This is a genomic window from Variovorax paradoxus, assembly GCA_016806145.1.
Lineage (GTDB): Bacteria > Pseudomonadota > Gammaproteobacteria > Burkholderiales > Burkholderiaceae_C > Variovorax.
In genome coordinates, this window is sequence record CP063166.1 from 4,783,212 (window position 1) to 4,804,733 (window position 21,522).

Genomic DNA, 21,522 nt, shown 5'->3' on the forward strand with positions numbered 1-21,522 from the left:
CCGTGAGCGACGCACCGGCCTCGCCGCCCTCCCCCGCCGCGCCCCCGGCCCAGCCGCGCAATCCGCTGCACGGGCTGACGCTCGAAGCCATCGTGACGGCGCTGCAGGCGCACTACGGCTGGCAGCAGCTGGGCGAGCTGGTGCCGGTGCGCTGCTTCACGCACGAACCCAGCGTGGGCTCTAGCCTGCGCTTCCTGCGCAAGACGCCATGGGCGCGCGAGAAGGTCGAGAGCCTCTACCTCTTCATGCTGCGCGAGCAGCGCCGCCAGGGCACGTCGACGCCGCGGCCATGAAGGTCCGCCTCGAGCCCTCGGGCCTGGTCTTCGAGACCGAGGCCGGCACCAGCGTGCTGAAGGCCGCCGAGGCGGCCGGCATCGAGATGCCGAGCTCGTGCCGCAACGGCACCTGCCGCACCTGCATCTGCCAGTTGCTCGAGGGCGAGGCACGCCACACCATCGAATGGCCGGGCCTGAGCGCCGAGGAAAAGGCCGAGCGCTGGATCCTGCCCTGCGTGGCCGAGGCGCTCGGCGACATCGCGATCGACGCGCCGCAGGCCTTCTCGCTGTTCGGCGACGCCTGAATCAGCCGCGCACGGCCGGCGCCGCCACCACCAGCCGGTCGCGCTGCGCCAGCGAGGGGAAGAGCCGGAACCAGGTCAGCGCGACCAGCATCGTGCCGACACCGCCCACCACCACCGAACCTACCGGCCCGAGCAGCGCCGCGGTGGCGCCCGATTCGAATTCGCCGAGCTGGTTGCTGGCACCGATGAAGATCGAGTTGACCGCGCTGACGCGTCCGCGCATGGCGTCGGGCGTCTCGAGCTGCACCAGCGTCTGGCGGATCACCACGTTGACCATGTCGGCGCCGCCCGAGACCGCGAGCGCGATCAGCGAGACGATGAAGCTGCGCGAGATGCCGAACACCACCATGCACAGGCCGAACAGCGCGATCGCCATCAACAGCGCGCGGCCCACGCGGCGCTCGATCGGCCGGCGCGTGAGCGCGATCGACATCACCAGCGCGCCCACTGCCGGCGCGCCGCGCAGCAGTCCCAGGCCCCAGGGGCCGGTGTGCAGGATGTCCTTGGCATAGATCGGCAGCAGCGCCACCGCGCCGCCCAGCAGCACCGCGAACAGGTCGAGCGAGACCGCGCCGAGCACCGGCTTGCGGTTCCAGATGAAGTTGACGCCCGCGAACACCGTGGCTAGCGTGACCGGCTCGCGCGCCTTGGGCACGTAGGCATAGCGCAGCCGCAGCACCAGCGCGCAGGCCACCACGAAGAACAGCACGCTCGCGCCATAGACCACCGCCATGCCCGCCACGAACAGCAGCCCGCCGAGCGCCGGCCCGCCGATGATCGCGCCCTGCATGCCGGCCGAGCTGAAGGCCATGGCGCGCGCCAGCATGACCGGCGGCACCAGCATCGGCGTCAGCGCCTGCTGCGCCGGCATCTGGAACGCGCGCACCGCGCCCAGCACCAGCGACAGGCCCAGCAGCAGCGCGCGGCTGTCGTGGCCGCGCAGCACCGCGAACAGCAGCGCCAGCGCCACCAGCCCCTGCACCGCGAAGCAAGCCGCGACGATGCGGCCGCGGTGGTGGCGGTCGACCACGTGACCGGCGAGCAGCGCCAGCAGCAGCGCCGGCACGAACTGGTAGAGCCCGACCAGGCCCAGGTCCCAGGCGCTGTTGGTGAGCTCGTACATGTGCCAGCCGATGGCCACCAGCAGCATCTGCGAGGCGGCGGTGCCGAACAGGCGCGCCACCCACATCTGCATGAACGGGCGTTCGCGCGTGAGGTCGGAAAAACTCGGTGGGGGCGGCACCGCGCCGGCGGCGGCATCGAGGGGGGAAGAGGCGGAGGCTGGGGAGCCAGTGGCGTGGCCGGACATCCATCCGAGGATAGCCCACCCACCGTGAGCCGCGCATGAGCGCCCGCCAAGGCCCCTGCACGACCCGGCGCGGCCACGCTTCTACACTCGGGCCCTCCCATGGCCCCGCCCCCGCTGCAACCCGTTCACGAAGACGCCCACCTGCTGGTGCTCGACAAGCCCGCCGGCCTGCTGTGCGTGCCCGGCCGCGGCGAGGACAAGCAGGACTGCCTGAGCGCGCGCGCCCAGCGCCAGTGGCCCAATGCGCTGATCGTGCACCGGCTCGACATGGCGACCAGCGGCCTGGTGCTGATGGCGCGCGGCCTCGAGATGCAGCGCGCGCTGAGCGACGCCTTCGCCACGCGCCAGATCGACAAGCGGTATGAGGCTGTCGTCGACGGCCTGCTGCCCGTGGACGCGGACTGGGCCCGCATCGACGCCCCGCTGATGGCCGACTGGCCGCGCCGCCCGCTGCAGAAGATCGACCCGGCCGGCAAGCCCAGCCTCACGCGCTGGCGCGCCCTGGGCGGCCTCGACGGCGAGGCGCCCTGCAGCTACCTTCTGCTGGAGCCGCTCACCGGTCGCTCGCACCAGCTGCGCGTGCACCTCGCGTCGATCGGCCATCCGATCCTCGGCGATGCGCTCTATGGCAGCCCCGAAGTGCAGGCGCGCGCACCGCGCCTGCTGCTGCATGCGAGCGCGCTGGGCTTCGAGCATCCGGCCACGCGCGAGCGCATGCGCTTCGCGAGCCGGCCCGATTTCGGGTCGCGCTTCGAGGCGTTGCGGGAGGTGGAAGAAGGCGCGACGTGAGGCCGCGGGATTCGAAGGGGTGAGTGGCGCGGCGTTCTTCTCAGCCGCCCTTGACCACCAGCACCGGCACCATCGAGTCCTGCAGCACGCGTTGCGTCACGCTGCCGAGCAGCAGCTTCTCGATGCCGCTGCGGCCGTGCGAGCCCATCACGATCAGGTCGGCCGCGATGGCGATGGCCGTGTCCACGATGCCTTCGTGCACCACGTGGCCGTCGATCACGCGCTGGTCGCTGTGCAGGCCTTCGGCCGCCAGCGCGGCCACGCCGCGCGCGAGCGCCGCATTGGCGCTCGAGGTGGCCGCGGCGAGGTACTCGTTCTGGCCGAGCGCATAGTCCGCGCCCACGCCGATGAAGGGGTAGTTGTCGATCACGTGGATCAGGGTGATGCGGCTTCCGAAGGCCAGCGCCAATCCGCTGGCCTTGCTGACCGCGAGCATGGAAGTTTCGGAGCCGTCGATGGGGACCAGGATGTGATTGAACATGGCGGACCTCGCTTTCTTCGTTCGCAGGCAGACAGGGTCCAGTCCACGCGCCTTGTGAGATGGCCGAAGACCGGGCCCCGAATTTAACCGCAAGGCCGCGACACACCTGTAGGACGCCTCCCAGCCAGGGAAATCGCGGATGCCGCCTGCGCGCGGCCCGCGTCCGCAGGCCGCGCGGCGCCTCGCGACGCGGGTGTCAGTCGCCCTGAAAACCCTGGGCGCGGCAGGTGATCACCAGCGTGTCGCGCCAGCCCGCGCCGCTCTCCTCGAGCGGCTGGATCGGCGTCGACTCGTGGATCACGCGCGCATCGTCGAGCAGCAGCAGCGTCCACGGCTCGGTCATGGTGAAGCGCTCGCCGCGCCGCCCGTTGGCCTCGAACACGCGCGTCTCGCCACCCTTGATGTCGTGGCGGCCCACCAGCGCCACCGCCACCAGGTCCACGCCATCGCGGTGCGCGCCCTCGGGCGTGGGCCGGCCGATGCCGCCCGCGGTGTCGATGCGGAACTGGTGCGCTTCCACGTACCAGCGCTGCGCGCCGCGCAGCTGGCTTGCCGCTTCGCCGAGCTTGACGATCAATCGCTGCCAGGCCGGCTGCGCGATCGTGGCCGGCAGCATCGGCGCGAACCAGCGCTGCATGCCGCCATGCAGTGCGTTGTATTCGACCGGTTGCCAGTGCGCGCGGCGCGGCACCTGCTGCATCGCCTCGCCATCGACGGTGAAGCATTCGTGGCGCCGCGTGCGATAGCGGCCACCGTCCTTCAGGTATTCGTCGGGCGGAAGATCGTTCCAGTCGGCATGCAGCGCCTCGAGCTGCGCGACCGGCAGGCCGAGCCAGTCGCCCACGGCCTGGGGCCCAAGCACCGCATAGCCCTGGTCGCGCAGTGCGGCGGGCAGTTCCGCGGGGTGGATGAAGGGTGGATCGAAGGCCGGGGTGGTCACGACGCCGTGACCTTCACGTCTTTCCAGAACGCGACGCGGTCGCGGACCATGTCGGCCTCGGGCTTGGGGTCGGCGTAGTACCAGGCGGCGTCGGTGTTGAGTTCGCCGTTGACCAGGAGCGAGTAGTAGTTCGCGCTGCCCTTCCAGGGGCAGGTGGTCTTGTGGTTGCTGAAGGTCACGACGTCGCGGTTGAGCGACGAGATGGGGAAGTAGTGGTTGCCCTCGACGAGCACGGTGTCGTCGCTTTCGGCGATGGTGGCGCCGTTCCAGGTGGCTTTCATTTGGGTTTGGGTCTCCGACTGGGGGATGTGTTTGGCCGGAGGGGTATTGTGACTGTTTGGTTTCTGGTGTTTTGTTGGGGTGGTTTTTTGGGTTGCTCTTCTTGCTGAGGCCGTAGGCCGGGTCTCGCCCCGGCGGGCGACTCACTTTTCTTGTCTCGCCAAGAAAAGTAAGCAAAAGAAGGCGACCCCACTGTCTGTGTCCCTCCGCTTCGCTACGGGCAACCTGCGGTGCTCGGGGAAAGCGGGGGTCCGCAGAACTCGCTGCACTTCGTTCCGCTCAGACAGCTGCGGCCCTGATCCCGCTTTCCCCTGCGCTCCTCGGCACAGCCAGAGGGGGTGATTCGGGCCATCGCTTCGCTCGGCCGCGGGTACCTAACAGGCCATCGCTTCGCTCGGCATTGGGTATTGCCCCCTCTCCCTCTGGGAGAGGGCTGGGGTGAGGGCACTGGGCGGTGGATACCGTCGGACCCTCGGTGAGGCCCCGTGCCCTCACCCTAACCCTCTCCCAGAGGGAGAGGGGACAAGACAAACACAAGGCCGAGCGAAGCGATGGCCCGACCAGCATTGCAAGGCCGAGCGCAGCAAAGGCCCGACCCACCCCCTCTGGCTGCGCCGAGGAGCGCAGCGTTTCGCGGATAAGGGCTCGCAGCTGTTTGAGCGGAACGCAGTGGAGCGAGTTCTGCGAGACCCCGCGAAACGCGAGCACCGCAGGTTGCCCCGTAGCGAAGCGAAGGGGTCGCAGACAGTGGGTCGCCTTTTCTTTGGTTACTTTCTTTTGGCGAAGCAAAAGAAAGTGACTCGCCCGCCGGGGCGAGACCCGGCCAACGGCCTCAGCAAGAAAACACCTCCTAAAAGAGCCCTAGAAAACGACCCCTCAAGCCCCAACCAATGCACGCTGAACAACCTCTCCGAATCCACCCAAACCGCCCCCGGCCGAAACCCCGCTTTAACGGCCAAAGCACGAAACCCATCCACAGTGAACTTGTGCGAGTACTCCGTATGAATGGTCTCCCCTTCCTCGAACCCAAACGACTCCCCATTCACTGAGACGCTCTGAGCCCGCCGACTCACCAGATGCATCTCGATCCGCCCAAAGGCAAAGGCTGGGACAACCCTTGCAGCGAGACGCTGTTCGGCTCATTGAAGACGGAGTGCCTGCACGGTCAGCGCTTGCAGACCAAGCGCGAGGCGAAAGACGAAATCATCGACTGGTTGCTCCAGTGCACCCGCGCCCGGCTGCACTCAACGCCGGCCTACGTCAGCCCGATCCGGTTCGAGCAGCACTGGCGTGCCAATCAGCCAAGGCAAGCCAATCCATGTGATCAGCCATGGGATACGGATTCCAGGGGCAAGGTCAACAGCTAGGCACTCATTCCTCCATCGACCATCAGCAGGCTGCCTGTCACAAAGCTACTCTGAGATGAAGCCAGATAGAGAACTGATTGAGCGACCTCTTGTGGCTTGCCATGACGCTTCAGGGGTATCACCTGATCGAAGAACTCTCCAGCATCGCAATTCATCACGGTACTCAAGCTCTTCTCCACACGATGCTGAAAGTCGTTAGCGATCGGTCCCGGATGTATCGTGTTGACACGGATGCCGCGAGTCGCGGCCTCCTTCGAGACCGACCGCATCAACCCGACCTGCGCATGCTTGGCGGTGATATAGGCGTAGGCACCGGGGTCGCCCCGTACACCGACGACGCTCGATGTGATGATCACGCTTCCACCGTCGTTCATCGATGCGATGCCGTACTTGCAGCAAAGAAACGCCCCCTTGACATGAACAGCGAGAACGCGATCGAACTCGTCTTCGGGGAACTCCGCGAGCGGGCAAATGACACCGCTGTTCCCAGCGTTGCTAAAGATCACATCGACACGCCCGAACCGAGCAACGGTGCGTTCGAACATCTCGCGAATCTCATCGCTTCTGGAAACGTCTGTCACGGAGAACCCGACAACGCTCGCGCCGAACTCGCTCGACAGGGCCTTCAGCGAGGCTTCATCGATGTCCACCAGCATCACTCGAGCGCCTTCGGCAACAAAGAGGCGAGCGGTCGCTTGGCCAATACTGCCCGCGCCTCCCGTGATCACGCAAACCTTGCCTTCGAGTCGACCGCTCATGATTGCTCCGCCACGGATTCACCTGGCAGCGGCTCCGTACTCGAAAGCTGAGGATCCTGCAGATCACGCGACAGCATCGGCAACCTGAATGCAAGCATTTCGAGCTCGGAGTCCGCCGCGATCTGGCCTTGCTCGCCTGGCTGGAAGTCCGCCGCGCAATGGCGTTCGATCCGGCAGCCGCCGATTCGGCCTTCACCCGAGAGGACGAAATACACACGGATCGCATCTTCGTTAATGACAGGCAGCAAGCCTCTGGCCTTCACCTTGAATACCTCCGCCGTGATACCACGCTCGGAAAAGCTTCCAAGCAACTTGCGAAAGACGCCTCGGCCGATCGCGCTGGGCATCCAGCGAAATGCCTTGGGCTTCATGATCACCACATCGCTGTAGCGTGGTGCAGGGATCAGCAATCGCTCGCCCATGGCTTGCTCCCAGATCGCGTTGATGCTTAGCTTCTTCGACACCTTTCCGTTGGCATCCTGCTTGACAAACACGGGACCTTCGAATCGCCCGATTCTTCGAAGCTCTTCCCGGCCCTGTCTGTACTGTTGCGGGCTCATGTAGCCGTAGCCGCTGGCGCCGCCGAACTGCATCACCAGGGCGACGGGGCCGGCCGGGTCGTCCTGCGGTCCGTAGGAGGTCCCCTCGGGGAAATAGCAGAGCTCGCCCTCCTTCAGCACTCGACCTTCACCGAGATTCATTTGCCCGCTGATGACGTAGCGGAACTGATCAAAGTTGTGCCTGTGCGTCACCATCTTGAAATGACCCAGATTTTCCGCGATCTGGACCATGTAGTTTTCGGGAGTCAGTGGTGTGCCATTGAGCAGATAGCGGAATCCGAGGACACCGGTGGGGTGGTCGTCGGTCACGACGGGTTGATTGTCTGGATTGGCAATGTTCATGATGCTTTTACTTTCGTCCTCCTTAGTCGATCCTGATCCCACGTTCCTTGATCAGCCTCCCGCGTCGCTGGTTTTCGGCCTGGACTCTTGCCGAGAAAGCGGCTGGGTCGGCAGTCACCAGGCGCATACCGAACTGATCCAGGCGTTGCTTGACCTCCGCCGAGTCGCGTGCTTTGACGACGGCCTGCGCGAGTTTTTCGATCACCGGCTTTGGTGTCCCCGTGGGAGCGTAGATCGCATACCACCCCACTTCCTCCAGCCCTGGCACCGTCTCATTCAGTGCCGGAACGGAAGCGTGGGAATCGAGCCTTGATGAGGTACTAACACCCAATGCCTTCAGTTGGCCCGAACTTACGCTGCTGGCAATCTGCGCATAGGACGCAAAGCCAATCGGCACCAATCCCCCAATCATCTCTGTCAATGCTTGTTGCGGGTCCCGATATGAGACTCGGACCCAATCCAGCCCATAAATCTCGGTGAGCCGCTCGCTCAGCAAGTGATGCGGTGCCCCTGTCGGAGCGAAGTAGGCGTACTTGCCCGGATTGGCCTTGACCAGGTTGATGAGCTCCCTGAACGTAGTTACTCCCAACGATGGGTGCACGACCAGGAACATCGATGCTTCCGCCACCGGTGCGATCAACGCGAGGTCGCCAAAGATGTCATAGGAGGTTTTGGGAAGCAGGTATGGATTTACCGTGAACAGGGAGTCCGTGGCGAGAAGAAGCGTGTATCCGTCGTGCGCTGCCTGCAGCATCTGCTGTGCGGCGACGTTGCCGTTCGCAGCCGGGCGATTCTCGATAACGACGCTTTGTCCGAGCACTTCCGCAATCTTCGGCGCTATGGCCCGAGCGAGCGTGTCGGGACCGGAGCCCGGGCCGAATGTCACGAAGAGCCTCATGGGCTTCTCCGGGAAGGTGTCGGCGGCACCCGCTGTCGGTGCAAACGCAAAGAGGAGGACGGCAAACGGCAGCAAGAGTCTCTGGAAAAGCGGCATGTGGGACGTCTCCGATTATTTTGCCGAGCCAAGGACCGGCTTGCATGAATATTACACCCATGAGTGCACTAATAGATTCGGGAAAAACCTGAGACACAAAATGCTGGCGTGCTCTCCGCATCAGCGGACATCACGACGCTCTTGGTTCAGGGAATGCCACGAACGCCGGAGCTCGCAAGGCAAGTGTGACTTCGGGGTGCCAGGGGGACGATGCTCGCTGCAGTGTTCGGATCGCCGTGCGCGCATCGCGCTTGGGCAATGAAGGCGACGCTGTCGTGCTTCATGACCTTGACGAACGACTCGGCCATCCTGTTGCTGCGTTCTCGATGAGAACGCTACTATTCCTGGATGACTGATCGCAACATGAATCGGCGGGATGAGCCCGCCGCAGAACGGCCACAAAGAAAGCCGGGGCGTCCGGTGTCGGTAGAAAAGCGCCAGGCAATTCTCGATGCGGCCATCGAAGAGTTCACGGGAACTGGTTACGACTATGTCAGCATGGACACGATTGCAGCGCGAGCGGAAGTGTCGAAGCGCACGCTCTACAACCAATTCGAGAGCAAGGAGGGGCTCTTTGCAGCCCTCGTCGCTGAAGTTGCGCAGCGTATCGTGACTTCGACCACGATCACCTACGATGCCGAGGTCGGCCTCGAGGAACAGTTGCTGTCGTATGCCAATGAATCGCGTTTGCTGATGACGCGGCCTCGAAACGTCAAGTTGCTGAGAGCCGTGCTCGGCGAGCATATTCGACACCCGGAGCGAGTCGAGCCCTTGTTGCACAAGTTCTGGCTCACCGAGTACGGACTCGTCGAATGGATGAAGCGGGCCAAGGCCGATGGCCGCCTCTCAGGCGACCCGACTCTCATGAGTCACATGTTGGGCTCGATGATGAAGTCTGTCGTCTTCTGGCCAACCGTTCTGGGGCGCGGCAACCCCTCCGGGGTTGCGGAAAAGAAGCAAATTTCTGAGTCAGTCGGGATGTTTCTCGCCTACTTCGCTGCGCGCCGCTAGGCCCTGTCTCGCTGATACGCGAACAAAGTCGATGCGGCTTTTCAAGGATTGAGTCGACGGTGGCCGCCCCTTGAAGGGGCGGCAGTCGGCCTTGCAGCGGCGACGAGCGGTCGAAGCGTGGATGAATGCGAAGTCGCTGTGGCTGATCTTCGGTTGGGCGCATAGCTGTTGCATCGCCCGCCGGGGCGGATTCCCGGCTCCAGCCTCAGCAAGAAAACGCCTCTCAAGCCCCCAACCAATGCACGCTGAACAACCTCTCCGAATCCACCCAAACCGCGCCCGGCCGAAACCCCGCCTTCACAGCCAAAGCACGAAACCCATCCACAGTGAACTTGTGCGAGTACTCCGTATGAATGGTCTCCCCTTCCTCGAACCCAAACGTCTCGCCATTCAATGAAACGCTCTGAGCCCGCCGACTCACCAGATGCATCTCGATCCGCCGCAGAGGCGCATTGAAGAACGCAGCATGCGTGAACCCATCGAGATCGAAGTCCGCATCCAGCTCCGAATTGGCACGCCGCAACAGATTGAGATTGAACGCCGCCGTCACCCCCTGCGCATCGTTGTAGGCCGCATGCAACCGCGCCGGATCCTTCACCAGATCCACCCCGATCAGCATTCCCCCACCGCGCAGCATCCGAGCCGCCAGCTGCAGAAAGGCCAGCGCCTCGTCGGGCTCGAAGTTCCCCAGCGTAGACCCCGGAAAGAACCCCACCCGCCGCCCCGCCCCAGGCATGGGCGCGGGCAACACCAATGGCATCGTGTAGTCAGCCGCAATCGGCTGCACGGCCAACTCCGGATAGTCCGCACGCAAGCGCGCAGCCGCCCCCTCGAGGTACTCCCCCGAGATATCGATCGGCAGATAACGCTTCGGCGACTCCAGCGCATCGAGCAGCAAGCGGATCTTGGTCAACGACCCCGCCCCAAACTCCACGATCTCCGCATTCGGCCCGATCTGTTTCGCGATCTCCCCCGCGCATTCGCCGAGGATGCGCAGCTCGGTGCGCGTCGGGTAGTACTCGGGCAGATCGCAGATCTGATCGAACAGCTGCGAGCCCACGACGTCATAGAAGAACTTCGGCGAGATGCTGCGCGGCATGCGCGCCAGCCCCGCCTGCATCTCGCGCGCGAACTCGGACAGCGGAGCAGAAGCAGCGGGAGCCACCACGGCCGGACGCTTCTTCGCCGAGAACGGCAACGACGAAGAGGAAGAAGCAGAAGCAGTCGAAGCTGCCGCGGGAATGGGAGCGAATGGGCGCATGGTCAGAGATCCTTCGCGAGCCGCAGGCCGGTGAATTGCCAGCGCGCGGCCGGCGGGAAGAAGTTGCGATAGCTGGGGCACGCATGGCCCTCGGGGGTGGCCACGCTGCCGCCGCGCAGCACGAGTTGGCCCACCATGAACTTGCCGTTGTATTCAGCCGCGACGCCAGGCAGCGGCTTGAAGCCCGGATACGGGTCGTACGAGGAACGCGTCCATTGCCACACGTGGCCGGTCATCTGCGAGATGCCCGGGTTGCCGAACGCGGCCTCCCACTCGAACTCGGTCGGCAGCCGCGCGCCGGCCCATTCGGCATACGCGGCGGCCTCGTAGAAACTCAGTTGCGATACCGGCGCCTCGGGCTCGATCGGCCGCACGCCATGCAGGCCGAACACGTGCCAGCCGCCGGCATTGGCCGACGAGGCACCCAGGCGCGGATCGTCGGGCGCGAGCCAGTAGGCCGGATGACGCCAGCCCTGCGACTGCACCGCGGCCCAGCCGTCGGACAGCCACAGCTCGGGCCGCTGGTAGCCGCCATCGGCGATGAACTGCGTGAAGTCGCCGCAGTTCACGAGCCGGTCGGCGATCGCATGCGGCTGCAGCAGCGCGCGATGGCGCGGGGTCTCGTTGTCGAACGAGAAGCCCGCGCCGTCATGACCGATGTCGACCAGGCCGCCGTCGTGCGGCAGCCAGCGCATGGCGGGCGGCACCGCGGCCAGCCGCAGCGCGGGGCCGCCGGCGGGCTTGTAGGCGGGCAGCAGCGGGTTGCACGACAGCGCATGAAGGATGTCGGTGAGCAGCAGCTCCTGGTGCTGCTGCTCGTGGTTCAGGCCCAGCGTGACGATGGGCTCGAGCGTGGCCCACGCGGCCGCTGCCTCGTCGCTGTCGAGGAAGGCCAGCACGGCCGCGTCGACATGCCGGCGGTAGGCCTGCACCTCGTCGAGCGAGGGCCGCGTGAGCAGGCCGCGCTGCGGACGCGGATGGCGCGGGCCCAGCGCCTCGTAATAGGAATTGAAGAGGTAATGGAAACGCGTGTCGAAGGGCTGGTAGCCGCTGGCATGCGGCTGCAGCAGAACCGTCTCGAAGAACCAGGTGGTATGCGCGAGATGCCACTTGGTCGGGCTCGCGTCGGGCATCGACTGGATGCACTGGTCTTCGGCGGAAAGCGGTGCGGCAAGCGCGAGGCTGGCGGCGCGCACGGAGCGGAACTGCTCTCGCACGGTGCCGGCTGCCGGCGTGATCGGCCGGGAAAGCGTCATGGGTTCTCCAGTCGCGGGTCAACGAAGTTTGTAGCCGAAGCCTTCGGCGGCGGCGCGTAGGACAAGGGCCCGCGCCGGGGCGCATGCCGTCCCCGCGTGGTTCTCGTTCCTCGGCGGGTCGGCCACTTTGGCACAAGATGGCTTCGCCTGCAGGGCGGCTGCGTATCATCCGTTCGATGCAAACGACCAACTCCCCAGGCCGCCCCCGCGTCGTCATCGTCGGCTGCGGTTTCGGCGGGCTCGAAGCGGCTCGCAAGCTGCAAGGCGCCGACGTCGACGTGACGGTGATCGACCGTACCAACCACCACCTGTTCCAGCCGCTGCTCTACCAGGTGGCGACCGCCGGACTGGCGGCGCCGTCGATCGCGGCGCCGGTCCGCGGTCTGTTCCGCGGCCAGGCCAACATCACCTCCCTGCTCGGCGAGGTCACGGCCATCGATCCGGCCGCGCGCACGGTGCGCATGGCCGGCGGCAACCCGGTGCCCTACGACCACTTGATCGTCGCGGCCGGTGCCACCCACAGCTATTTCGGGCACGACGAATGGTCGGCCAATGCGCCGGGCCTCAAGACCCTGGCCGATGCCTTCGAGATCCGCCGCCGCGTGCTGCTGTCCTTCGAGACCGCCGAACTCACGACCGATGAACAACGCCGCCGCGCGCTGCTGACCTTCGTGGTGATCGGTGCCGGCCCCACCGGCGTGGAGATGGCGGGCACGCTGGCCGAGATCGCCAAGCACACGCTCGCGGGCGAGTTCCGCCACATCGATCCGGCGAGCGCGCAGGTGCTGCTGGTCGAGGGCGGCCCGCGCGTGCTGCAGGCGATGCCCGAGGGCCTGAGCCAGAAGGCGCTCGAGCAGCTCGAGAAGCTCGGCGTCGAGGTGCGGCTCAATGCGCGCGTGACCGCGATCGACGAAACCGGCCTCGAGGTGCAGACCGGCGGCGGCGCCGACGGCGCACCCGCGCAGAGCTACCGCATCGACAGCAGCTGCGTGGTGTGGGCCGCGGGCGTGGCGGCCTCGCCGCTGGGCCGCATGCTCGGCAGCGCCACTGGCGTCGAATGCGACCGCGCGGGCCGCATCAAGGTCGAGCCCGACCTGAGCCTCGCGGGCCATCCCGAGATCAGCGTGGTCGGCGACCTCGCGGCCGCCATGAGCCATGCGCCCGGCAAGCAGCCGCGGCCGGTGCCAGGCGTGTCGCCCGGCGCCAAGCAGGCCGGGCGCGCCGCGGCCGCCAACATCCTGCGCCGCATCGCGGGCCAGCCCACGCAGGCCTTCCGCTACCGCGACTACGGCAACCTCGCGACCATCGGCCGCAACTCGGCCGTGGTCGACCTGGGCACGCCCTTCGGCGCGCTGCGCTTCAGCGGCCGGCTCGCGTGGCTGTTCTGGCTGTTCGCGCACGCGTACTTCCTGATCGGCTTCCGCAACCGCATCGTGGTGATGATGGACTGGGCCAGCGCCTACTGGAGCTTCCAGCGCAATGCGCGCGTGGTGGCCGACGTGAACGGCCGCAGCGAGTCCTGAGCCGCGCCCACGGCCGGAGGTCCGCATGTCGCTGCTGCCCTGGATCGCGCTGCACGCCCTCACCGCGCTGTTCTGGCTCTGGATCCTGCGCTGGGGCGGCGCGCACTGGCTCGAAGGCACCTTCGCCTCGGGCGTCCTCGTGAGCATCTTCGCGCCGCGCTGGAGCGAGGAAGGCCTGCGCATGTGCGCGCTGCTGATGCTGATCGTCTGCGGCATCAGCTTCGTGCTCGGGCTGTTCATGCCCGGGCTGCGCTGCTGGTACGGCGGCGCCTGCTGAGCGCCGCCGCCCGCTCCCGGGGACCAGCGCTCAGGTCCCGACCACGCTGCCGTCGTTCTTCGTGATCGCGACCGTCGCCGAGCGCGGGCGGCCCGCGCCGTCGGGCCATTTCGACACCGCGAGCGGGCGATCGGGATCGCTGCGCTCGTTGGCCGGCTCGCCCGGATGCTGGATGTTGATGAACAGCGTGCGCAGGTCGGGCGTGGCCGTGAGGCCGGTGATCTCGCAACCGGCCGGGCCGAGCAGGAAGCGGCGGATCTCGCCCTGGGTCGGGTCGCAGGCCAGCATCTGGTTGTTCGGCAGGTTGGTGTAGTCGCCCTTGCCGAGCGTGGAGGTCGAGACGTCGGTCTGGATCCACAGCACGCCGCGCGCATCGACCATCAGGCCGTCGGGGCTGCCGAAGGCGTCGCCCTTGACGTTGCCCTGCGCTTCCCAGCGCGACTGCTTCGGATCGCCCGCGAGCACCACGTGGTTCCACGCGAACTTGGTGCCGTCGAGGTCGCCCTGCTCCTTCCAGCGGATGATCTGGCCCATGGTGTTGTTGGAGCGCGGATTGGCCGCGTCCATGAACGGCTGGCCGGCACCACCACGGTTGCTGTTGTTGGTCAGCGTGCAGTAGACCTCCTTGGTCAGCGGATCGACGGTGGTCCACTCCGGACGGTCCATCCTGGTCGCGCCCAGCAGGTCGCTGGCCTGGCGCGACTTGATCAGCACGTCGCCCTGGCTCGCGAAACCCTTGTCGGCCACGAGTCCGTTCTTGCCCTGCACGAGCGGCAGCCATTCGCCGCTGCCGTCGACGTCGAAGCGCGCCACGTAGAGCGTGCCGTGGTCGAGCAGCTCGCGGTTGGCGGCCGCGCCGCCGGGCTTCACCGCGTCGCGGCTCACGAACTTGTAGATGTATTCGAAGCGCGAGTCCTCGCCCATGTAGACCACGGCACGGCCGTCGGCGGTCAGCGCGGTGGCCGCGCCCTCGTGCGCGGCGCGGCCCATCGCGGTGCGCTTGCGCGGCGTGGAGGCCGGGTCCTGCGGATCGATCTCCACCACCCAGCCGTAGCGATTGGCCTCGTTCGGATGCTTCGCCGCGTCGAAGCGCGGCTCGTGCTCGTGCCAGCGGTACTTGGCGCCGTTGCCCTTGCGGATGCCCCAGCGCTTCTGGTGCGCGTCGGGCGACTCGGGGCCCTCGAAGTAGTCGGCGAAGTTCTCCTCGCAGGTCAGGTAGGTGCCCCAGGGCGTCTGGCCGTTCGAGCAGTTGTTGAAGGTGCCCAGCACCTGCGTGCCGCTCGGGTCGGCGGCCGTGCGCAGCATCGGATGGCCGGCGGCCGGGCCGCTCAGCGTCATCGGCGTGAGCGCGGTGACGCGGCGCGCGAAGCGCGAGGGCAGCACCTGCGACCACTTCGCGCCGTCGCGCCGCAGCTCGATCACCGACACGCCGTGCGCGTTCATCGACTTGCGCACCTTCTCGGGGGTCCAGGTCTTCATGCCATCGACGTGCAGCAGGCCGTCGTCGACGTACTCGTGGTTCAGCACCAGCAGGCCGCGGTTCGAGCCCTCGATCGGGAAGAAGGCCATGCCGTCGTGGTGCATGCCGGCCTGCAGCGCCTGATCGTCGGCCGAGTTGGAGCCGTCGGTTTTGAAGGCGGGCATGCTGCCGGCCACGCCGGTCGGGTCGCCCCAGCGGTAGAGCACCTGCGCGCTGTAGCCCTCGGGCACCACCACCTGGTCGACCGCGGCCATCGCGATGCCCTTGAAGCCGATCGCGCGGCCCAGGCCGGCGACCGCGCCACTGCCGCCAGCGGCGGTCGATGCACAGCCCGCGAGCGGGCCGAACAGGCCCGCCACCGCGGCCGCGAGGCCGCCGCGCACGAGCACGCGGCGCGCCGGATCGGACACCTCGTGGATCGTGGGGTTGGCGCTGGGGTTGGAGTCCTCCATCCGGTCGAAATTCTTGGCCATGTCGTTGTTCTCCGCGGTGCGGGGGTTGCAAGAACCCCGGATGCTCTTCGCGCCGCATGAATCTCGCGTGACATGGGCCATGCCCGACCCGAAAGCACTCAGAACGACGAGAAGAAGTTGTCGCTCCAATGCGATTCGCGCCGCTGCCGACGCCATTCCCAGGGCGGCGTGGGCCTGGTATCGGCCCACAGCCCGGCGCGCTGCGCGCGGGCGCCGTCCTGCAGCCGGAACAGGTCGCCGCCGCGCTTGCTCGCGATGCCGTGGTAGTCGTAGACCCAGGCCCAGCCCTCCGACACCATGCGCCGGCCCGCGTCCTCGCCGTTGCACGACACGTCGGCCACGGTGCGGCCGTAGCGGTCGGTGTCGCGCGCGGTGATCCGCGCCTGCTCGGCATAGCAGAGCCGGCTCAGCGCCTGGCGGCTGCGCTGGCCATAGGGCTGCGCCTTCTCGGGCGCGTCGATGGCCGCGATGCGCACCTTGACCTGTTCGTAGGCGCCGCTGCGGCCGCAACGCGCGGTCAGCGTGTCGCCGTCGCTGACGCCGACGACGAGGCAGTTGCGGGAAGCGGCGGCATGGGCCAGCAGGGGGAAGGCAAGAAGGATGGGAAGGAACGCGCGCAGGTGCATGAAGAAGACGGACGGAGCGACAACGGATGAGGACGCATCGAGGCTAAGGGATTCGCGTGCCGGGCGCGGTGGGGACACACATTTTTTCCAGCGGCGCGCGGCACCGTGCCGCGCGCTTGACAGGGCGGCGCGGCCTTCTATGATCGAGTTCAATTATCTTGACGCAAGTTCCGAAATATGGAACTTGTGAAAATCCGATCATGAGCAACACCTTCTCGCAGCAACGCGTCGCCATCGTCGGCGGTACCTCGGGCATCGGCCTCGCGGTGGCGCAGCGCGTCGTCCAGCAGGGCGGCCAGGTCCACGTGGGCGGTCGCTCGCCGCAGCGGCTGGCGGCGGCCCTCGAGCAGCTCGGTCCCGCGGCCACCGGCGCGACGGTCGACTCCTCCGACGCCGATTCGCTCGCCCGCTTCTTCGCACCGCTGCCCGCCATCGACCACCTGTTCACGCCCGGCGCGAGCTACAGCGTCGCGCCCTTCGGCAGCGAGGACGTGGCGCAGGTCGAAAGCCCGTTCCGCCAGAAGTTCTGGCCCCAGTACTGGGCCGTGCACCATGCGCTCGCCAAGCTGTCGCCGAACGGTTCGGTGGTGCTGATGTCGGGCGGCGCGGGCGCGCGGCCGCTGCCGGGCGTCGCCAGCTACGCGGCCTGCAACAGCGCGATCGAGGGCCTGGGGCGCGCGCTCGCGATCGACCTGGCGCCGCGGCGCGTCAACACCGTGTCGCCCGGCACCATCGACAGCCCGCTGTGGCGCGGGCGCCCGGCCGCCGCGCGCGAAGCCGCCTATGCGGGCTTCGCCGCGATCAGCACGCTGGGCCGGGTCGGCACCGTCGAGGAAGTGGCCGACGCGGTGGTGTTCCTCATGGGCAACGGCTTCATGAGCGGCACCACGCTGTTCGCCGACGGCGGCTACACGCTGCGCTGAGGAGTCGCGCCATGCCGATCCGCATCCGCGTCGTCACGCCCCCCGCGAAGCTGCGCGAGATCGAGGATCTCGCCGAAGGCGGCGCACTGCAGCTGTCGCAGGTCAACATCGCCGACGGGCCGCGCTCGATCGAGAGCCCGGCCGACGAGCACCGCTGCCTGCCCGGCGTGCTCGCGCGCATCGAGGAGGCCGAGGCGCAGGGCCTCGATGCGGTGGTGGTCGACTGTTTCGCCGATCCCGGCGTGACGGCCGCGCGCGAGTGCGTGGCAATGCCCGTCATCGGCCCGGGCGAGGCCAGCCTGCACCTGGCGGCGACGCTCGGCCGGCGGCTCGCGATCGTTACGGTGCTCGAGAGCGTGCGCCCGATGATCGATGCCCTCGCCGAGCGCACCGCGCTGGGCCCGCGGCTGGCGCCGCTGCGCGTGGTCGATACCGCGGTGCGCGAACTCGACGCCGATCCCGAACGGCTGCTCGCTCGCCTGACCGAAGCGGCGGCGCGGGCCGTGCGCGACGATGGCGCCGATGCGATCGTGCTGGGCTGCACCGGCTTCCTGGGCGTGAGAGATGCGCTCGCGCGGGCCCTGGCGGCCCAGGGCCTCGCGGTGCCCGTGATTCATCCGCTGCGCAGCGCGGTGCTGCTGGCCGCAACGCAGGTCCGGCTGGGATTGCGGCACCGGGCGGCGCGCCCGGCGCGCTGACTCGGCGCCTCAGGCGTTCTTGGCTTCCTGCAACAGCCGCCACATGACCTTGCCGCTGCCGCTCTTGGGCAGCGCGTCGACGAACTGCACCTGGCGCGGGATCTTGTAGACCGCCATGTTCTCGCGGCACCAGTCGATGATCTGCTGCGCGGTCGTGTCCTTGTGGGTGGCGCGCAGCACCACCACGGCCTTGACCGATTCGCCGCGGTAGGCGTCCTTGGTCGAGATCACGCAGGCTTCCTGGATCGCCGGATGGCGGAACATCAGCAGCTCGACCTCGGCCGGCCAGACCTTGAAGCCGCTGGCGTTGATCATGCGCTTCAGGCGGTCGGTGATGAAGAAGTAGCCCTCCTCGTCCATGCGGCCCATGTCGCCCGAGCGGAAGAAGCGCTTGCCCTCGAACTCGACGAAGGCCGCGGCCGTGGCCTCGGGCCGCTTCCAGTAGCCCTGGAACACCTCGGGGCCGTGGATGATGATCTCGCCCGATTCGCCCGGCGGCAGTTCCTTCAGCGTGTCGGGGTCGACCACGCGCGCGTCGGTGCTCATGAACGGGATGCCCAGGCACTGCTGCTTGGGATGCTCGGCCGGGTTCGAGTGCGAGGGCGCGGCCGTTTCGGTGAGGCCGTAGCCTTCCTGGTACTTGAGGCCGAACTGGTCCTGCAGCCGCTGCGCCACCGCCTGCGGCATGGCCGCGCCGCCGCCGCCGATGTAGCTCAGGCTCGAGAGGTCGTAGCTCGCGAAGTGCGGGCTCGCCATGAGGTCGATCACCATGGTCGGGATGTTGGTCCAGCTCGAGACCTTCCAGCGCGAGATCAGGCGCCCGGCCACGTCGCGGTCCCAGCGCGGCATGATGACCAGCGTGGCGGCTGCGAGGATCGCGGTGTGCATCATGCTGACCACGCCGGTGATGTGGAACATCGGCACCACGGCCAGCACCACCACCTCGGAATGCGCGCAGCCCCACAGCATGCCCGACATGGCGTTGTGCATCAGGCTCGAATGGTGGTGGATGCAGCCCTTTGGCAGGCCGGTGGTGCCGCTGGTGTAGGGCAGCAGCGCCATGTCGTTGGCGCCCACCACGTGCTCGGGCACCGGGTGGCTGGTTTCGAGCGCCTCGGTCCAGGCCATGACCTCGCCGCCGGCCAGCGCGGGCAGCGGATGGCGGATGCCGAGCCAGTCGACCCAGGCGGCCGCGGGCGCGTCGTCGCCGGTCACGCCGGGATCGAAGGCGTCGGTGAACTGGGTCACGATCATCCTCGACAGGCGTTCGCCCTCGGGCAGCGCGTCGCTGGCCCTGGCCAGTTCGCCGGCGAGGTCGCCGGTGGTGATCGCCACCTTGGCGTCGGCGTCGGTGATGTAGTGCTTGAGCTCCTCGGCCCGGTTCATCGGGTTGACCGGCACCACCACGGCATTGGCGCGCAGGATCGCGAAATGCGCGATCACCAGCTGCGGGCAGTTCTGCATGTCGAGCAGCACGCGGTCGCCGCGCTTCACGCCCAGCGCATGCAAGGTGCCGGCCAGGCGCTCGACCTGGCTCGCCAGCTCTCGGTAGCTGGTGACGCGGCCGAAGAACACCAGGGCCTTGTTGTCGGGGTAGCGCTCGGCGGCGGTCTTGAGGTTGTGCCAGAGCGACACCGCGGGCACGGTGATCGAATGCGGCAGGCGTTTGGGCCAGAACTTGTGATGCGGGCGTGGTTCCAGGGTCATGGCAGGCGGGCGGAAGGGGAATGGGGAATCCGGGCGGGGCGCGTCCGGCCGGAATGCCGGGCGCGCGAACCGCACGCCAGCCTAAGCCGAGCGCGGCGCGGCTCCCATCGGGGAAGCCCCCGGAGCGTCACCTTGGCGACGCCCTTTTTTCTACGTCGTCCGATCGCAGGCCCGTCGAAACGGCCGGGGCGACAGCGCCCGCGACTACAGACGCGGCGCCCGGTTTCGGCGATACCCGGGGCTCCGCATCCCGTTTCCCCATCCACCGACCACCGAAGGAGCATCTCCATGGCAGCAGAAAAGCACGCGAGCGTTCACTGGGAAGGCGCAGGCAAGACCGGCAAGGGCCAGGTCAGCACCGAGACCGGCGCGCTCAAGGACTACCCCTATGGCTTCGCCAGCCGTTTCGAGGACGACCGGCGCGGCACCAACCCCGAGGAGATCGTCGGCGCCGCGCACGCGGCCTGCTTCACGATGGCCTTCGCCTTCGCGCTCGAGAAGGAAGGCCTGGCCGCCACGAAGATCGACACCCGCGCGGCCGTGCGCCTGGCCAAGGACGGCGAGGGCTTCAAGATCGACCGCATCGCGCTCGAACTCGACGCCGCCGTGCCCAACCTCGATGAGGCGAAGTTCCAGCAGATCGCTGCCGCCGCCAAGGCCGGCTGCCCGCTGTCGAAGGCGCTCGCGAGCGTGCCCGAGATCACGCTGAAGGCGACGCTGGCCGGCTGAGCGGCTTGCCTATGATCGTCTCCTCGCCAAGAACAAGGAGACGGATCATGAACAACACCCTGCGGACCGCGCTCGCGGTCCTGTCGCTCGCCCTCGGCACCGCCGCCACGGCGGCCTTTCCCGACAAGCCGATCAAGGTCGTGATCGGCTTTCCGGCCGGCGGCCCGCTCGACCAGCATGCGCGCCTGCTGACCGACAAGCTGCAGGCGGCGCTGGGCCAGCCGCTGATCGTGGACTACAAGCCCGGCGCGGGCGGCTCGGTGGGCGCCGACGCGGTCGCCAAGAGCCCGGCCGACGGTTACACGCTGATGCTCGCGAACACCGGCGTGGCCGTGATCAACGGCGCGCTCTACAGCAAGCTGCCCTACGACACGCAGCGCGATTTCGTGCCGATCGCGCGCACCGCGATGCAGCCGCTGGCGCTGCTGGTCACGCCCAAGCTGCCGGTGCAGAACCTCAAGCAGTTCATCGACTATGCGAAGGCGCGGCCGGGCCAGGTCAACTACGGCTCGGCCGGCAACGGCGGCATCAGCCACCTGGTGCCCGAGATGTTCAAGACCGCGACCGGCATCTTCATGGTGCACATCCCCTACCGCGGCAGCGCGCCGGCCTTCACCGACCTGATGGGCGGGCAGGTGCAGTTCATGGCCGAATCGATCCCGCAGGCGGCCAACTACCACAAGCAGGGCAAGGTGCGCGCACTGGCCGTGACCAGCCGCGAGCGCAATCCCGCGCTGCCCGACATCCCGACCGTGGCCGAATCGGGCGTGAAGGGCTTCGAGGTGGTGGGCTTCTACGGTTTCTTCGCGCCCAAGGACACGCCCAAGGACGTGGTGGCGAAGCTCAGCGAGGCCTTCAAGCAGGTGCTGACCAGCGCCGAGGTGCGCGAGCGCATGGTGAGCCAGGGCGCCGACCCGGCCTTCCTGGGCAGCGAGGAGTTCGCGCGCTTCCTGGCGACCGAGACGCCGCGCTGGCGCGAGGCGGTGAAGGCTTCGGGCGCGCGGATGGATTGAATCGGGAAGACTGAGATACGCCGGGGGCGCGTGCACAGGACAGCGGGTACTTCCCTCCGCGAATGTCCCCCGGCCTTCGGCCTCCTCCTTTATTTCGCTGCGGGAAGCACCCACTGCCCTGTGCACGTGGGCGCAGCGGTGGTGCG

The 21,522-nt window shown here is 67.5% G+C and carries 23 protein-coding genes and 1 pseudogene; 11 read left to right on the forward strand and 13 right to left on the reverse strand.

What is annotated here, in order from left to right:
- Positions 1-2 precede the first annotated feature (2 nt).
- Entirely contained in the window at positions 3-293 is a 291-nt protein-coding gene (locus tag INQ48_22350) for a DUF2132 domain-containing protein (protein ID QRF56095.1), read from the forward strand.
- On the forward strand, positions 290-580 hold the full coding sequence (locus INQ48_22355; GenBank protein ID QRF56096.1) for a 2Fe-2S iron-sulfur cluster binding domain-containing protein: 291 nt from the start codon (positions 290-292) through the stop codon (positions 578-580). The genes INQ48_22350 and INQ48_22355 overlap by 4 nt, the downstream gene beginning before the upstream one ends.
- A 1-nt stretch (position 581) precedes the next feature.
- Here INQ48_22355 and INQ48_22360 read toward each other — a convergent pair whose 3' ends face one another.
- Positions 582-1,775 (reverse strand): MFS transporter, encoded by a 1,194-nt coding sequence (locus INQ48_22360; protein ID QRF60843.1) that lies wholly within the window; start codon positions 1,773-1,775, stop codon positions 582-584.
- A 213-nt stretch (positions 1,776-1,988) separates the two neighbouring features.
- On the opposite strand from INQ48_22360, the gene INQ48_22365 reads away from it, so the two are divergent.
- Complete coding sequence (locus INQ48_22365; GenBank protein ID QRF56097.1) at positions 1,989-2,678, forward strand: RluA family pseudouridine synthase; 690 nt, start codon at positions 1,989-1,991, stop codon at positions 2,676-2,678.
- A gap of 40 nt (positions 2,679-2,718) precedes the next feature.
- On the opposite strand, the gene INQ48_22370 is transcribed toward INQ48_22365, so the two are convergent.
- The 4 genes and pseudogenes from INQ48_22370 to INQ48_22385 form a co-directional block, all read right to left on the reverse strand.
- On the reverse strand, positions 2,719-3,159 hold the full coding sequence (locus tag INQ48_22370) for a universal stress protein (GenBank protein ID QRF56098.1): 441 nt from the start codon (positions 3,157-3,159) through the stop codon (positions 2,719-2,721).
- 196 nt (positions 3,160-3,355) lie between these two features.
- Positions 3,356-4,099, reverse strand: a complete 744-nt coding sequence (locus INQ48_22375; GenBank protein QRF56099.1) for a 2OG-Fe dioxygenase family protein — start codon at positions 4,097-4,099, stop codon at positions 3,356-3,358.
- Positions 4,096-4,380, reverse strand: a complete 285-nt coding sequence (locus tag INQ48_22380; protein ID QRF56100.1) for a DUF427 domain-containing protein — start codon at positions 4,378-4,380, stop codon at positions 4,096-4,098. The genes INQ48_22375 and INQ48_22380 overlap by 4 nt, the downstream gene beginning before the upstream one ends.
- A 765-nt stretch (positions 4,381-5,145) precedes the next feature.
- Positions 5,146-5,469 (reverse strand): annotated as a pseudogene (locus INQ48_22385) (L-histidine N(alpha)-methyltransferase).
- Between INQ48_22385 and INQ48_22390 the strand changes: the two are divergent.
- Positions 5,455-5,745: an IS3 family transposase gene (locus INQ48_22390; protein QRF56101.1), complete on the forward strand. Its 291-nt coding sequence runs from the start codon at positions 5,455-5,457 to the stop codon at positions 5,743-5,745. The pseudogene INQ48_22385 and the gene INQ48_22390 sit on opposite strands and share 15 nt — an antisense overlap.
- Here the strand turns inward: INQ48_22390 and INQ48_22395 are convergent.
- The 3 genes from INQ48_22395 to INQ48_22405 are packed head-to-tail and all read right to left on the reverse strand — an operon-like array spanning position 5,742 to position 8,399.
- The gene (locus INQ48_22395) at positions 5,742-6,503 is read right to left on the reverse strand and encodes an SDR family oxidoreductase (protein QRF56102.1); all 762 of its coding nucleotides are present in this window, start codon (positions 6,501-6,503) and stop codon (positions 5,742-5,744) included. The two genes, INQ48_22390 and INQ48_22395, sit on opposite strands and share 4 nt — an antisense overlap.
- Positions 6,500-7,405 carry a cupin domain-containing protein gene (locus INQ48_22400; GenBank protein QRF56103.1) on the reverse strand — a complete coding sequence of 302 codons (906 nt, stop codon included), beginning with the start codon at positions 7,403-7,405 and terminating at the stop codon, positions 6,500-6,502. The genes INQ48_22395 and INQ48_22400 overlap by 4 nt, the downstream gene beginning before the upstream one ends.
- Before the next feature lie 22 nt (positions 7,406-7,427).
- Positions 7,428-8,399, reverse strand: coding sequence for a tripartite tricarboxylate transporter substrate binding protein (locus INQ48_22405; GenBank protein QRF56104.1), 972 nt, complete (start codon positions 8,397-8,399; stop codon positions 7,428-7,430).
- Positions 8,400-8,747: 348 nt separating this feature from the next.
- Here INQ48_22405 and INQ48_22410 point away from each other — a divergent pair, with 348 nt between their 5' ends.
- Positions 8,748-9,410, forward strand: a complete 663-nt coding sequence (locus INQ48_22410; GenBank protein ID QRF56105.1) for a TetR/AcrR family transcriptional regulator — start codon at positions 8,748-8,750, stop codon at positions 9,408-9,410.
- A 223-nt stretch (positions 9,411-9,633) separates the two neighbouring features.
- Here the strand turns inward: INQ48_22410 and egtD are convergent, their stop codons facing one another.
- Positions 9,634-10,671 (reverse strand): L-histidine N(alpha)-methyltransferase, encoded by a 1,038-nt coding sequence (gene egtD, locus INQ48_22415; GenBank protein QRF56106.1) that lies wholly within the window; start codon positions 10,669-10,671, stop codon positions 9,634-9,636.
- A 2-nt stretch (positions 10,672-10,673) separates the two neighbouring features.
- Complete coding sequence (locus INQ48_22420) at positions 10,674-11,927, reverse strand: ergothioneine biosynthesis protein EgtB (protein ID QRF56107.1); 1,254 nt, start codon at positions 11,925-11,927, stop codon at positions 10,674-10,676.
- Between the two features lie 176 nt (positions 11,928-12,103).
- On the opposite strand from INQ48_22420, the gene INQ48_22425 reads away from it, so the two are divergent.
- On the forward strand, positions 12,104-13,450 hold the full coding sequence (locus INQ48_22425) for an NAD(P)/FAD-dependent oxidoreductase (protein ID QRF56108.1): 1,347 nt from the start codon (positions 12,104-12,106) through the stop codon (positions 13,448-13,450).
- 25 nt (positions 13,451-13,475) lie between these two features.
- Positions 13,476-13,727 carry a hypothetical protein gene (locus INQ48_22430; GenBank protein ID QRF56109.1) on the forward strand — a complete coding sequence of 84 codons (252 nt, stop codon included), beginning with the start codon at positions 13,476-13,478 and terminating at the stop codon, positions 13,725-13,727.
- A 30-nt stretch (positions 13,728-13,757) separates the two neighbouring features.
- Here INQ48_22430 and INQ48_22435 read toward each other — a convergent pair whose 3' ends face one another.
- Positions 13,758-15,680, reverse strand: coding sequence for a PhoX family phosphatase (locus INQ48_22435; GenBank protein ID QRF56110.1), 1,923 nt, complete (start codon positions 15,678-15,680; stop codon positions 13,758-13,760).
- A 98-nt stretch (positions 15,681-15,778) separates the two neighbouring features.
- Entirely contained in the window at positions 15,779-16,306 is a 528-nt protein-coding gene (locus INQ48_22440) for a thermonuclease family protein (protein ID QRF56111.1), read from the reverse strand.
- Positions 16,307-16,506: 200 nt separating this feature from the next.
- Here INQ48_22440 and INQ48_22445 point away from each other — a divergent pair, with 200 nt between their 5' ends.
- Both INQ48_22445 and INQ48_22450 read left to right on the forward strand, forming a co-directional pair.
- On the forward strand, positions 16,507-17,229 hold the full coding sequence (locus tag INQ48_22445; protein ID QRF56112.1) for an SDR family oxidoreductase: 723 nt from the start codon (positions 16,507-16,509) through the stop codon (positions 17,227-17,229).
- Positions 17,230-17,240: 11 nt separating this feature from the next.
- Positions 17,241-17,927 carry an aspartate/glutamate racemase family protein gene (locus INQ48_22450; GenBank protein ID QRF56113.1) on the forward strand — a complete coding sequence of 229 codons (687 nt, stop codon included), beginning with the start codon at positions 17,241-17,243 and terminating at the stop codon, positions 17,925-17,927.
- 9 nt (positions 17,928-17,936) lie between these two features.
- On the opposite strand, the gene INQ48_22455 is transcribed toward INQ48_22450, so the two are convergent.
- Complete coding sequence (locus tag INQ48_22455) at positions 17,937-19,634, reverse strand: long-chain fatty acid--CoA ligase (protein ID QRF56114.1); 1,698 nt, start codon at positions 19,632-19,634, stop codon at positions 17,937-17,939.
- Positions 19,635-19,922: 288 nt separating this feature from the next.
- Here INQ48_22455 and INQ48_22460 point away from each other — a divergent pair, with 288 nt between their 5' ends.
- Together INQ48_22460 and INQ48_22465 are read left to right on the forward strand one after the other, a co-directional pair.
- Positions 19,923-20,363, forward strand: a complete 441-nt coding sequence (locus INQ48_22460) for an OsmC family protein (GenBank protein QRF56115.1) — start codon at positions 19,923-19,925, stop codon at positions 20,361-20,363.
- A gap of 47 nt (positions 20,364-20,410) precedes the next feature.
- On the forward strand, positions 20,411-21,376 hold the full coding sequence (locus INQ48_22465; GenBank protein QRF56116.1) for a tripartite tricarboxylate transporter substrate binding protein: 966 nt from the start codon (positions 20,411-20,413) through the stop codon (positions 21,374-21,376).
- The last annotated feature ends 146 nt before the right edge of the window (positions 21,377-21,522 follow it).